The sequence below is a fragment of the Streptomyces sp. NPDC052236 genome (genome assembly GCF_044548015.1).
Taxonomy (GTDB): Bacteria; Actinomycetota; Actinomycetes; order Streptomycetales; family Streptomycetaceae; genus Streptomyces.
The window spans coordinates 243,346-255,914 of the sequence record NZ_JBIUBL010000003.1 but is presented as its reverse complement, the minus strand read 5'-3'; the positions used below and the strand labels follow the sequence as shown (position 1 = coordinate 255,914).

Genomic DNA, 12,569 nt, shown 5'->3' with positions numbered 1-12,569 from the left:
GGTGAGGGATATGGCGACCAAGGACACCGGCGGCGGACAGCAGAAGGCCACACGTTCCACTGAGGAGGTCGAGGAGCAGACGCAGGAGGCGCAGGCTTCCGAGGACCTCAAGGAGCGCCAGGAGAAGCTTCAGGACGACGTCGACTCCGTACTGGATGAGATCGATGACGTCCTGGAGGAAAATGCCGAGGATTTCGTGCGTTCATTTGTCCAAAAGGGTGGCGAATAGTTCGCAGATGTCCGAATCGGATCAGGGCAAGAAATGCTCTCGGTGTCAGCGGACGTTGGCACGCGAGGCATTCGCCAGCAATCGTTCGACGCGTGATGGTCTCGCGGCGTACTGCAAGGAGTGCGCCGCTCAGTACTACCGGCAACGCCAAGAAGCGAAGGGCCGCGCGGTGCGGGTGAAGGTTCCCGTACCGCGTGGACACAAGCGATGCCCACAGTGTGGGGAGATCAAAGCTCACTCTGAGTGGGAACTGAACGCGACCACGCCCGACGGCTATGCGAGCTATTGCAAAGTGTGCCGGGCCGCTCGGCTCCAGGAGAACTACTTCAAGAGGAAGTACGGCATCACCATGGCCGAGCGGGACGAGATGATCTCGGCGCAGATGGGTGTCTGCTCGATCTGTCTGGCTGCTCCGGCAGTGCACGTGGATCACTGCCATGAGACGGGTAGGGTCCGTGGCGTACTGTGCTTCAACTGCAATTCGGCCATCGGCGTGTTGGGAGATGATCCCGACATCATTCGTCGTGCTATCGCATACCTGGAGGGAAACGCGTGGAAGCCAACACTCGTAGCACCGGGCGTCTACCAGCTCCCTTCCTGACGCCCGGTTCATCCTCGTTCATGGATTTCCTGGGGCAGCACTCCCCGGACCTGCTGCCCGGCAAGCGCGTGCTGCCGGCCGTGCAGGGTGCCTTCGAGGCGCCTCACGGTACGACCATCATCGCGGCGTCCTTCGTCGGCGGTGTGGTGCTCGCCGGTGACCGGCGGGCCACCATGGGCAACGTGATCGCCCAGCGCGAAATGGAGAAGGTCTTCCCCGCCGACGAGTACTCGGCCGTGGGCATCGCGGGTACCGCGGGCCTCGCGGTGGAGATGGTCAAGCTCTTCCAGCTCGAGCTGGAGCACTTCGAGAAGGTCGAAGGCGCCCAGCTCTCCCTGGAGGGCAAGGCCAACCGGCTCTCCACCATGATCCGCAGCAACCTCAGCATGGCCATGCAGGGCCTGGCCGTGGTGCCGCTCTTCGCGGGGTACGACGTCGACCGCGAGAAGGGCCGCATCTTCTCGTACGACGTGACGGGCGGACGCTTCGAGGAGCGCGGCTTCGCGGCCACCGGCTCCGGGTCCATCTATGCCCGCGGGTCGATGAAGAAGCTCTACCGCGAGGACCAGACGGAGCAGCAGGCCATCACTCTGGTCATCCAGGCGCTGTACGACGCGGCAGACGACGACTCGGCGACCGGCGGACCGGATGTGGCCCGGCGGATCTATCCGATCGTCACCGTGATCACCGACGAGGGCTTCAGGAAGCTCACCGAGGCCGAGGCCTCCGAGGTGGCCCACTCGATACTGGAACGCCGCCTCGAACAGCCCGACGGCCCGCGCGCCGCGCTGCTCTGACGTACTCGGGCACTCACCTCGTGTACTCACCACTGAAGACCACTGACAGAAAGGGACGGATAGCCGGTGTCGACGCCGTTCTATGTCTCACCCCAGCAGGCGATGGCCGACCGGGCGGAGTACGCCCGCAAGGGCATCGCCCGTGGTCGCAGCCTGGTAGTGCTGCAGTACTCCGACGGCATTGTCTTCGTCGGCGAGAACCCGTCCCGTGCGCTGCACAAGTTCAGTGAGATCTACGACCGTATCGGCTTCGCCGCGGCCGGTAAGTACAACGAGTACGAGAACCTCAGGATCGGTGGTGTGCGCTACGCCGACCTGCGGGGATACACCTACGACCGCGGCGATGTGACCGCGCGCGGCCTGGCCAACGTCTACGCGCAGACGCTGGGCACGATCTTCTCCAGCGCGGCCGAGAAGCCGTACGAGGTGGAGCTGGTTGTCGCCGAGGTCGGCGAGACTCCGGAGGGTGACCAGATCTATCGGCTGCCCCACGACGGTTCGATCGTGGACGAGCACGGCTCGGTGGCGGTCGGCGGCAGCTCCGAACAGATCAGCAGCTTCCTCGACCAGCGCCACCGCGAGGGGATGTCGCTCGCCGAGGCGCTGAAGCTGGCCGTGCAGGCGCTGTCGAGAGACACCAACGGCACCGAGCGGGAGATCCCGGCGGACAGGCTTGAGGTGGCGGTCCTGGACCGTACGCGCCCGCAGTCGCGCAAGTTCAAGCGGATCGTCGGCCGCCAGCTGGCGCGGCTGCTGGAGGCGGACGGCGCGGCGTCGACGCCGACGGACGCGCCGTCGGACACCGAAGACGCCGAGTCGACCGAGTCCACCGAGGCGACGGAACAGACGGCCGAGACGGCCGAGGGCGAGGAGTCGGGGGACTAGGGCGTGTTTTAGAAGTCCCGCCTGCCCCGCGACGCCTGGCACGCACACTCGCGGTGTTGTCGGAGTCGCCCAAGTACGTCCAGTACGAGGGCGATCCTCCGCCTTGCGATTGCACGCACCAGACGCCGCAGGGCCCGCCCTACCGGGCGGACGGCGCTACTTCTAAAACACGCCCTAGCCCGCAAGCACGCCCTGCGCCCCGGACCGCATCGCATGGTGCGGGCCGGGGCGTCGGCGTGTCAGCCCGTGGTGTCCGGGGCGGCGGCCGAGGAGTCGCGTACGACCAGACTCACCGGGAGGTCGCCCTCCTCGGGCGTACGGCCGTCGAGCACCGCGAGCAGCGCGGACATGCCGCGCTCGCCCACCCGTTCCGCGGGCAGGCTGACCGTCGTCAGCTCGGGCTCCACGGCGGTGGCGAGCGCGAGGTCGTCGAAGCCGGTCACGGACACGTCCTCGGGCACTCGCAGGCCAAGCCCGCGTACGGCCTTGAGGGCGCCGGCGGCCAGAATGTCGTCGTCGCAGACGAGAGCCGTGGCGCGCGGGCCCGGGCCGGTGAGCGCCCGCTCGGCGGCCTCACGTCCGCCGCGTACGTCCAGGGGCGCGCGGACGGTCCGTACGACCGCGTCGGGAACGCCGCGCAGGGCGTCCTGGAGCGCCCTCGCCCGTACGTCGAAGGTCCACGAGGCCACGGCCGATGCGAGGTGGACGAAGCGGCGGTGGCCCAGCGACAGCAGGTGATCGGTCAGCTGCCGCATGCCGTCCGCCAGGTCGAGGTTGACGCGGGCGGCGGCACCGGGGTCCGCCGGGTCGCTGTCGAGCATCACCAGCGGCAGGTCACTGCCGCGGATGGCGGTCAGCGTCCGGGCGGCCATGGAGGAGGCGATCACCCCGTCGAGCGCGGCCCGCGCCGAGGCGAACGGGTCCCTGGCGGGACCGACGCCCCCGGGAGAGGGGTAGAGGACCACCCCGAAGTCGTGCTCGGCGGCGACGGTGGCCGCGCCGGTGTAGACGCGGGCGAAGAACTCATTGGTGAGCGCGGGAACGACAAGCAGCGCGGTCCTGGTCCGCCCGAGCCGCAGACTCCGAGCGGCGAGATTCGGCCGGTATCCGAGCTCGCGGGCGGCGTCCCGCACCAGCTCGGCGGTGCGCGGGGAGACCCGGCCGCGCCACTTGTCCCCGAGGACGAGCGAGACGGTGGCCTGCGAAACCCCGGCCAGCCGGCCCACATCCCGACTGGTGGGGCGCGCGTCCTCCCGTGGTCGTCGCGAAGGGCCCGCCGCGCCGGTCGGTCGTCCGGGCCCGGGAGCGTCGGCTGCGGTGCCGCCCGGGCGGTCCGGGGCGGATGCGGGGCGTCCCGCCGGGGGGCGTGGCCCGGTACCGCCGGAAGCCGGGTCGGCCGACCCGTCGCGTACGGGCCCATCGGCCCCGGTGGACCGGGTGGAGCCCGCGCCCGCAGCCGGGCCGCCCGCCCGCCCCGCCGTGGGCCCGTCCGGCTCCGCCGGGTGTGCCATGGGTGCCGTCCTCAGCCGTTCGTCCGGAGAGCCCGCGGCAGCTCGGTGGACCCGCGGGCTGTCCACATGGTACGTATGACGCATCCACGTTATACGTAAAACCAGGCCGCGAGCCGAGCCAGAAAAAGGGGGGCGGAACATGGCCGGGGCAACCACAGCGACCACCGGCTACGGGGACATACTGAGGTCGCCGCACGCCGCGCGGCTGCTCACCGGCACCCTCGTGGGCAGGCTGCCGAACGCCACCGCCCACATCGCCATCGTCCTGTTCACCCGCGCCGAGGGCGGCAGCTACACCCTCGCCGGTGCCCTCACCGCCGTGTACGGGCTGGCGACCGCGGTGGGCCAGCCCCTCCTCGGGCGTGCCGTGGACCTGTACGGGCAGCCCCGCGTACAGCTTCCGGCGGCCGTCGTCTCCGCCCTCGGCATGGTCCTCTTCGCGGCCACCGACCCGGGCGGCACGGGCACGGGTACAGGCACGGGCGCCGGCCCGGGCTCGCTCATCGTCGCGTACGCCGCCGTCACCGTCGCCGGGCTCTTCACCCCGCCCCTCGAAGGCGGCCTGCGCGCCCTCTGGCCCAGCGTCCTGTCCCGCGAGGACCAGGTGCACCGCGCCTACGCGATGGACGCCGTCGCGCAGGAGATCATGTTCACCATCGGCCCCCTCCTGGTCACCGTGCTCGTCTCGCTCTGGTCGCCCGGCGCCGCTCTCCTGGTCATCAACGCCATCGGCGTGCTCGGCGCGCTCTCGGTCGTACTGTCCGAGCCGTCCCGCGCCTGGCGCAGCGCACCCCGTGAGGCCCACTGGCTGGGCGCACTGCGCTCTCCCGGCCTGCTCGCGCTCCTGGGGGCGCTCTTCTTCGTCGGCCTCGCTCTCGGCTCGATCACGGTCGCCGGAGTCGCGTACGCCGACGACCACGGCCGCGAGTCGGTGTACGGCTGGCTGATGGCCGCCATCGGCCTCGGCGCGCTCATCGGCGGCACCGTCTACGGCGCCCGCCAGTGGGCCGGAGCCCCCGAGAGCCGCCTGCGGGTCATCGTCGGCCTCCTCGCGCTGGGCTATCTGCCGCTCGCGCTCACGCCCGGCGTGGCCGCCATGACCGCGCTCTGCGCCGTCGCCGGAGTCTTCCTCGCACCCGCGCTGGCCTGCGCCTTCATCGTGGTCGACCGGCACGCCCCGAGAGGCACGGTCACCGAGGCGTTCTCCTGGGTCGTGACGACCTTCGGCGTCGGCACGGCGGTCGGAACCGCCGTCGCCGGCCCGGCCGTCGAGCTCGGCGGGACCGCCTGGAGTTTCGCCGTCGCGGGGGCGGGAGGCGTCGCCGCCTTCCTCGTCCTGATGGCCACTCAGCGGGTCCTCGCAGTTCCCAGCCGTACGAAGGACATTGCGGGCGACATAGCGGGCTCATTGGAAAATGATCGAAACGGTGCAGCCGAACCCGGTTTCAGCACAGGCCTTGAGGCGTAATGTTCAGACATGGACCGCCGCATTTTCGGGCTGGAGAACGAGTACGGCGTCACGTGCACGTTCAGGGGACAGCGCCGACTGTCACCTGACGAAGTGGCGCGCTACCTCTTCCGCCGTGTTGTCTCATGGGGCCGCAGCAGCAATGTCTTCCTGCGGAACGGCGCCCGCCTCTATCTCGACGTGGGTTCGCATCCGGAGTACGCCACTCCTGAATGCGACAATGTGACCGAGCTGGTCACCCACGACAAGGCCGGCGAACGCATTCTCGAAGGCCTGCTCGTCGACGCCGAACGCCGCCTGCACGAGGAGGGAATCGCGGGCGACGTCTATCTGTTCAAGAACAACACCGACTCGGCGGGAAACTCCTACGGCTGCCACGAGAATTATCTCGTCGCCCGCCACGGAGAGTTCTCCCGGCTCGCGGACATCCTCATCCCCTTCCTGGTCACCCGTCAGCTGCTCTGCGGCGCGGGCAAGGTGCTGCAGACCCCGCGCGGCGCGGTCTACTGCGTCAGCCAGCGGGCCGAGCACATCTGGGAAGGCGTCAGCTCCGCCACCACCCGCTCGCGCCCGATCATCAACACCCGCGACGAGCCGCACGCCGACGCGGAGCGTTACCGCCGTCTGCATGTCATCGTCGGCGACTCGAACATGTCCGAGACGACCATGCTGCTGAAGGTCGGCGCGACCGACCTCGTCCTGCGCATGATCGAGGCGGGCACGGTCATGCGCGATCTGACCCTGGAGAACCCCATCCGGGCGATCCGCGAGGTCAGCCACGACATAACAGGTCAGCGCAAGGTGCGCCTGGCCAGCGGGCGGGAGGCCTCCGCCCTCGAAGTGCAGCGCGAGTACTACGAGAAGGCCGTGGACTTCGTCGACCGGCGTGGCATCCGCACCGGCACGGTCGCGCAGGTCCTCGAACTGTGGGGCCGCACGCTGGACGCGATCGACGAGGGAGACCTCGACCGGATCGGCACCGAAATCGACTGGGTGATGAAGTACAAGCTCATCGAGCGGTACCGCGCCAAGCACAACATGACCATGTCGCATCCGCGGGTCGCCCAGATAGACCTCGCGTACCACGACATCCACCGCCGGCGAGGGCTGTACTACCTCCTGGAGCGGAAGGGCCAGGCCACCCGGATCTGCAACGACCTGAAGATCTTCGAGGGCAAGTCCGTGCCCCCGCAGACCACCAGGGCGCGGCTGCGCGGCGACTTCATCCGCCGGGCGCAGGAGCAGCGGAGGGACTTCACCGTCGACTGGGTGCACCTCAAGCTCAATGATCAGGCGCAGCGCACCGTGCTGTGCAAGGACCCGTTCCGTTCGGTCGACGACAGGGTGGAGAAGCTCATCGCCGGGATGTAGCGGAGATGTAGCGGACAGGGGCGGGAAGCAGCCAAACGGCCGGTGTGAACGCCACTCGGGCCCCGCACGTTCCTCGTGTGGGGCCCTTGGCACGCCCTAGAGTGTTGGGAAACTACTGTGCCGTCTGAGATCTGAGGAACACGTGCGCCGACTTGCCGGCCTTCTCGTCGTCCCCTTGCTGCTGTTGTCGACAGTGGCCTGCGGCAGCGACGACAAGGACTCCGACTCCACTTCCGCTTCCACCGCCCCCTCGTCGAAGGGCGGGCTGCCCGCGATCACGGCCGGCGCCAAGTTCGGTGAGAAGCCGACTCTGGCGAAAGGCGCCGGCACCCCGCCCAAGGAGCTGAAGGTCGAGGCGATCAGCGAGGGCAAGGGCGCGGCGCTGAAGAAGGGCGACCCGGTCCAGGTCCACTACCTCGGCCAGACCTGGGACGGGACCAAGCCGTTCGACAACAGCTTCGACCGCAAGCAGCCCTTCGACCTGACGCTCGGCGCCGGTGGTGTCATCCAGGGCTGGGATCAGGGTCTGGTGGGCCAGAAGGTCGGCAGCCGTGTCGAGATGTCGATCCCGCCGGAGCTCGGCTACGGCGCGCAGGACAAGGGTGACATCAAGCCGAATTCCACCCTCGTCTTCGTCATCGACATTCTGAAGGCGACTCCCGTGCCGCTGTCCGCCAAGGGCACCACGGTCGCGCAGGAGAACGCCGACCTGCCGAAGATCGGCGTCAACGCCGACGGCAAGGCTCCCTCGGTCACCTTCCCGAAGAAGAGCGACCCGCCGAAGAAGCTCGTCTCGAACTACGTCCTGGAGGGCACGGGACCCGTGCTCACCGACAAGGACACCGTCGTCGTGAAGTACGAGGCGTTCCTCTGGGCGGGCGGCAAGAAGTTCGACAGCACCTATGACGCGGGGAAGACCCAGTCCTTCCCGTTGGCGCAGGTGACGCTCAAGGGCCTCAAGGACGGTCTCGTCGGCAAGAAGGTCGGCAGCCGTGTGCTGCTGGTCATCCCGCCGGACCAGGCCTTCGGGGCCAAGGAGCAGGAGGGCATCCCGAAGAACTCCACGCTGGTCTTCGCCGTGGACCTGCTGACCAAGGTGTAACACTGTTCCGGTTACGCGTTCATCATTTAAGAGGAGCAGTTCAGTGAGCATCGAGAAGCCCGAGATCGACTTCCCCGGTGGCGAGCCGCCGGCGGAGCTGGAGATCAAGGACATCTGGGAGGGCGACGGACCGGTGGCCAAGGCGGGCGACACCGTCTCCGTCCACTATGTGGGCGTGGCCTTCTCCACCGGCGAGGAGTTCGACTCGTCGTGGAACCGCGGCAATCCGCTGGAGTTCAAGCTCGGTGTCGGCCAGGTCATCTCGGGCTGGGACCAGGGCGTACAGGGCATGAAGGTCGGCGGACGCCGCGAGCTGATCATCCCCGCGAAGCTCGCGTACGGCGATCGTGGCGCCGGTGGCGGCGCCATCGCGCCGGGCGAGACGCTGATCTTCGTCTGCGACCTCGTCGCTGTCTGAGTCTGTTGGCGTCTGTCGGCGTCTGTCGGCGTCTGTCGGGGGTTGCCCCTTCGTAGAGTGACCAAAGCTGACAAGGGCCCATGTCCGGAGAATTCCGGCCATGGGCCCTCCGCTTTTGTCCCGACACCCCGGAGCGGTACGGTCACAGGGCAGAAGTGACTTCGGCTGGAGGGTGTAGGGCGTCCATGGCCATTGCCAAGGCCGAGCGGTTGATGAATCTGGCGTTGTGCCTGCTCGGAACCCGCCGCCCACTCAGCAAGCGCGAGCTGCGCGGGTCCATCGAGGCCTACCTGGAGGCCGGCTCCGACGACTCCTTCAACCGGATGTTCGAGCGCGACAAGGACGATCTACGCGAACTCGGCCTGGTCATCGAGACCGTCGAGAACCTCGAAGGCGACACCGGCTACCTCGCCCGCCGTGACTCCAACCGGCTGCCCCCCATCACCCTGGACGGCGAGGAGGCCGCGGCCCTCGGCCTCGCCGCCAAGGTCTGGCAGCAGGCGCGCCTCGCCGGAGCCGCCAGCGGCGCCCTGCAGAAGCTGCGCGCGGCCGGCATGCCCGAGGCCGAGGATTCGTACGAAGCGCACCACAGCGCGCTGGAGCCCCGCATCCCGGTCCACGAGGCCGCCTTCGAGCCGCTGATGCTCGCCTGCCGCGACCGCCGCCCCATCGTCTTCGACTACCGCAAGGCGACCGCCGCCCGCCCCGAACAGCGGCACGTCGAGCCGTGGACCCTGGAGTGCTGGCGCGGTCACTGGTACCTGGCGGGCTGGGACCGGGACCGGGCCGCCGAGCGCGTCTTCCGGCTCTCCCGCATCACCGGCAAGGTCCGCTCCCGTGCCGGGTCCTTCACCGCGCCCGTGCCCGATGTCGTCACCGTCCGTGAAACCGTCGAGAGCTGGGCGGGCGAGACCGCGACCCGCTCCGCGCTGATCCGGCTGCGGACGGGCTGCGGCTACCCGCTGCGCTCACGCGCCCAGACCGTGCGGGAACTCGGCGACGGCTGGGAAGAGTTGGAGATTCCGTACGGACACGGCCTGGACGCCTGGCTCGTGGAGTTCGGCCCGGACGTGGTCGTACTGGAGCCCGCGGATCTGCGGGCCGATGTGGTCGACCGGCTCCGTGCCGTGGCCAAGGGCTGAGGGGGACTCGTACAACCATGGCCGCCAATGCCATTGACCAGACCAGGCGGATGCTCTCGCTGGTGACCTATCTGCGTGAGCGTCCCGGCGCGCACGTCAGCGATGTCGCCCGCGCCTTCGGGATCACCGAGGACGAGCTGATCTCCGACCTCGACGTGCTGCCGATGTGCGGGACCAGCTTCCGCGGCGGCGATCTGCTCGACATCGACACGGACGGCGACCGCATCTGGTGGCACAACGCGGACGATGTCGCCGAGCCGCTGCGGCTCGCCGCCGACGAGGCGACCGCCCTGCTGGTGGCCGCGCGCGCCGTCGCCACCCTGCCCGGGCTGCGCGAGAGCGACCGGGACGCGCTGCTGCGGGCCACCGCCAAGCTGGAGGCGGCGGCCGGCGAGGCGGCGGGCGCGAGCTCGCGGCTCTCGGTGACCTTCGAGTCCGAGGGCGGCGTCTTCGCCGACGTGGACCGGGCGATCTCGGAGCGGCGGCGGCTGTGGCTGCGCTACTACTCGCCCGCGCGCGACGAGCTCACCGAGCGCGAGGTGGACCCCATCCGCCTGTTCGCCGTGGGACATACGTACATGGAGGCCTGGTGCCGTCTCTCCGAGGCGCGCCGCACGTTCCGCCTCGACCGGGTCGCCGAGATCAAGCTGCTCGACGAGCCCGCCGCGCCGCCGGAGCTCGAACTGCGCGATCTATCGGAGGGGCTGGTGCAGCCCTCGGCCGACGACCCCGAGGTCGAGATCGAGGTGGGCCCCGGCGGGCGCTGGGTCGCCGAGTACTACCCGCACGACAGCGCGGAGGAGCTGCCGGACGGTGGCCTGCGCATCACTCTGCGTACGCCCGCCCCCGCGTCGCTGCGACGGCTGGCGCTGCGGCTGGGGCCGGACGGGCGGATTGTGTCGCCGCAGGATCTGGCGGACAGCGCGCGGCTGGCGGCACGCGAGGCGCTCCTCGCCTACGACGGTCAGGAATAAGGAGATTCAGGGCGAATGTCTCTGGCGTCTGGAATCCCGGCCCCGGTCGGACCGGTCCTCTTCAAGGCGGCGTGCCCCGAGTGCGGCGCCCGCTTCGAGCTCTCGGCGGGGGCGCTGCGGCTGGCGATCGGCGCCAGCCGCCGTACGACCTTCTACTCCTTCACCTGCCCCGAGTGCGAGACGGCCGTCCGCAGGCCCGCGGGGGAGCGCATCATCGAGCTCCTCACCGGCGGCGGGGTACGGACGCTGCGCCTCCACTCCACGGTCTAGGCTCTGCGCATGTTCTGGCCCATGCTCGCCATCGCCCTCGGCTTCCTCGGGATCGCCGTACTCGGCATCCTCGGCATCCGGGTCTTCATCGAGGCCCAGCGCCTGGGCCGCGAGGTGACCCGCACGACGGAGCGGATCAACAGTGCCGCGGAGGAACTGGAGCGGGCGGCGGCGGATCTGGCCCGCACCGGCGAAACCTTGCGGTAGCGGGTAGCGGGTAGCGGGTGGCCGGTGGCCCAAGGCACCCCATAGCTAACCGATAGCCGATCGTGGTCTGATGGCGTGCGTGCCCGGAAGGTACGCTGCTGGCAGCGGCCCAACAGCGAGGTGTCGCCGCCAACGGGAGTATGCACGGGCATTGCCCCGCGTTTACTCCTACAAGTTACGATCGCTGTCAGCATGGTGATCGGGCGCCTGTCCGACCGACCGGGCAGCCCACCCTCCAGCCGCCTCAGTGAGAAGGAAGTCGCACATGATCGGCAATCTGAAGCCCCTAGAGATTCTCCTGATCGTCGTCGTCATCCTGTTGCTGTTCGGTGCCAAGAAGCTTCCCGACATGGCTCGTTCGCTCGGCAAGTCCGCTCGCATTCTCAAGAGCGAGGCCAAGGCGATGAAGAAGGACGACGAGCCGACGGCCGGCACGGCCACCGCGTCGACCACCGCTGAGCAGACCGCGGCCCCGCAGGACGCGCCGCGTACGATCCAGGCCGCCCCCGGTGATGTCACCAGCGGCCGTCCCGTCACTGAGCAGAACCGCAGCGCGCAGGGCTGACCGACCCGGTTCCCGACGAATTCGCAGACGGACTTCGCACGAGACGAGGGAGTGGGTTGCTCAAGTCTGCCCGCAAGCAGGAGAAGGACACCGAGGGACGAATGCCCCTCGGGGAACACCTGCGTGAGTTGCGCAACCGGCTGCTGAAGTCGGTCCTGGCCATCATTGTGGTGACAATCGGCGCTGCCTTCTTCCAGAAGCAGATCTTCGAGTTTCTGATGGAGCCGATCCTCAGCTCGGTCGGCTGTGTGAACGGCGCCACGACGATGGTCAACGGCAAGCCCTGTGCCGAGATGACCACCCAGGGTCTGTTGTCGCCCTTCACCATCGCGTTGAAGGTCGCCCTGATGACGGGTGTTCTGGCGGCCACCCCGGTCTGGCTGTACCAGCTCTGGGCGTTCGTCGCCCCGGGCATGCACACGCACGAGCGGCGCTACGCCCTGAGCTTTGTGGCGGCGGGTGTTCCGCTCTTCCTGCTCGGCGCGTACCTCGCGTACTCGATCCTGCCGCAGACCGCGTCGATTATGCTCGGCTTCACGCCTGAAGGCGCGAAGAACCTGCTGCCGCTCGACGACTATCTGGACCTGATCACGCGGATGGTGATCGTCTTCGGTCTGGCTTTCGAGCTTCCCTTGCTGCTCATCCTGCTCAACCTGACCAATGTGCTGACCGGCAAGCGGATGCTCAGCTGGTGGCGGGGCATGATCATCGGGCTCACCGCGTTCGCCGCGATCGCCACCCCCGGCGGCGAGCCGATCTCGATGCTGCTGCTGGCCGGTCCGCTGGCGATCCTGTACTTCTTCGCGGTCGGTTTCTCGTTCCTCAACGACGCACGGCGGCGCCGCAAGAACCCGGACGCCGAGCTGGACGACGACGAGGCCTCCGACCTTGATCTCGTCCCCGAGGACATCGGCGAGATCGAGCCCCTGCCGGCCGGCCGGGCCGGGCTGCCCGAGCAGGCCAGTGGCGCGGCGGACGGCGGACGTTCGAACCGGCTCAACGGGTACGACGACATCACCTGAGGCGCGG

General features: G+C 69.0%; 15 protein-coding genes. 14 read left to right on the top strand and 1 reads right to left on the bottom strand.

The annotated features are described in order from the left end of the window. The first annotated feature begins 10 nt into the window (after window positions 1-10). The 4 genes from ACIHCQ_RS08140 (at window position 11) to prcA (ending at window position 2,512) form a co-directional block, all read left to right on the top strand. Window positions 11-229, top strand: a complete 219-nt coding sequence (locus tag ACIHCQ_RS08140; protein ID WP_399658970.1) for a ubiquitin-like protein Pup — start codon at window positions 11-13, stop codon at window positions 227-229. Between the two features lie 7 nt (window positions 230-236). Continuing rightward, window positions 237-830: an endonuclease VII domain-containing protein gene (locus tag ACIHCQ_RS08135; protein WP_399658969.1), complete on the top strand. Its 594-nt coding sequence runs from the start codon at window positions 237-239 to the stop codon at window positions 828-830. Then, entirely contained in the window at window positions 782-1,627 is an 846-nt protein-coding gene (prcB, locus tag ACIHCQ_RS08130) for a proteasome subunit beta (RefSeq protein WP_399658967.1), read from the top strand. Before ACIHCQ_RS08135 ends, prcB begins: the two co-directional genes overlap by 49 nt. A gap of 66 nt (window positions 1,628-1,693) precedes the next feature. Continuing rightward, entirely contained in the window at window positions 1,694-2,512 is an 819-nt protein-coding gene (prcA, locus tag ACIHCQ_RS08125) for a proteasome subunit alpha (RefSeq protein ID WP_399658966.1), read from the top strand. 239 nt (window positions 2,513-2,751) lie between these two features. Here prcA and ACIHCQ_RS08120 read toward each other — a convergent pair whose 3' ends face one another. Further along, window positions 2,752-4,023: a LacI family DNA-binding transcriptional regulator gene (locus tag ACIHCQ_RS08120; protein WP_399658965.1), complete on the bottom strand. Its 1,272-nt coding sequence runs from the start codon at window positions 4,021-4,023 to the stop codon at window positions 2,752-2,754. Between the two features lie 139 nt (window positions 4,024-4,162). On the opposite strand from ACIHCQ_RS08120, the gene ACIHCQ_RS08115 reads away from it, so the two are divergent. The 10 genes from ACIHCQ_RS08115 (at window position 4,163) to tatC (ending at window position 12,562) form a co-directional block, all read left to right on the top strand. Further along, the gene (locus ACIHCQ_RS08115; protein ID WP_399658964.1) at window positions 4,163-5,491 is read left to right on the top strand and encodes an MFS transporter; all 1,329 of its coding nucleotides are present in this window, start codon (window positions 4,163-4,165) and stop codon (window positions 5,489-5,491) included. 9 nt (window positions 5,492-5,500) lie between these two features. Then, window positions 5,501-6,862: a Pup--protein ligase gene (gene pafA / locus ACIHCQ_RS08110; protein WP_399658962.1), complete on the top strand. Its 1,362-nt coding sequence runs from the start codon at window positions 5,501-5,503 to the stop codon at window positions 6,860-6,862. Window positions 6,863-7,004: 142 nt separating this feature from the next. Further along, complete coding sequence (locus ACIHCQ_RS08105; RefSeq protein WP_399658961.1) at window positions 7,005-7,964, top strand: FKBP-type peptidyl-prolyl cis-trans isomerase; 960 nt, start codon at window positions 7,005-7,007, stop codon at window positions 7,962-7,964. 43 nt (window positions 7,965-8,007) lie between these two features. After that, on the top strand, window positions 8,008-8,382 hold the full coding sequence (locus tag ACIHCQ_RS08100; RefSeq protein WP_399658959.1) for an FKBP-type peptidyl-prolyl cis-trans isomerase: 375 nt from the start codon (window positions 8,008-8,010) through the stop codon (window positions 8,380-8,382). A 185-nt stretch (window positions 8,383-8,567) separates the two neighbouring features. Next, window positions 8,568-9,524 carry a helix-turn-helix transcriptional regulator gene (locus ACIHCQ_RS08095; RefSeq protein WP_399658958.1) on the top strand — a complete coding sequence of 319 codons (957 nt, stop codon included), beginning with the start codon at window positions 8,568-8,570 and terminating at the stop codon, window positions 9,522-9,524. A gap of 17 nt (window positions 9,525-9,541) precedes the next feature. Beyond that, on the top strand, window positions 9,542-10,498 hold the full coding sequence (locus ACIHCQ_RS08090) for a helix-turn-helix transcriptional regulator (protein WP_399658956.1): 957 nt from the start codon (window positions 9,542-9,544) through the stop codon (window positions 10,496-10,498). Window positions 10,499-10,513: 15 nt separating this feature from the next. Then, a complete protein-coding gene (locus ACIHCQ_RS08085; protein WP_399658954.1) occupies window positions 10,514-10,768 on the top strand; it encodes a hypothetical protein in 255 nt (84 codons plus the stop codon). A 9-nt stretch (window positions 10,769-10,777) separates the two neighbouring features. Continuing rightward, window positions 10,778-10,975: a hypothetical protein gene (locus ACIHCQ_RS08080; RefSeq protein ID WP_399658953.1), complete on the top strand. Its 198-nt coding sequence runs from the start codon at window positions 10,778-10,780 to the stop codon at window positions 10,973-10,975. A gap of 265 nt (window positions 10,976-11,240) precedes the next feature. Then, window positions 11,241-11,540 (top strand): Sec-independent protein translocase subunit TatA, encoded by a 300-nt coding sequence (gene tatA / locus ACIHCQ_RS08075; RefSeq protein WP_399658952.1) that lies wholly within the window; start codon window positions 11,241-11,243, stop codon window positions 11,538-11,540. A 56-nt stretch (window positions 11,541-11,596) separates the two neighbouring features. Further along, complete coding sequence (gene tatC / locus ACIHCQ_RS08070) at window positions 11,597-12,562, top strand: twin-arginine translocase subunit TatC (protein WP_399658950.1); 966 nt, start codon at window positions 11,597-11,599, stop codon at window positions 12,560-12,562. The last annotated feature ends 7 nt before the right edge of the window (window positions 12,563-12,569 follow it).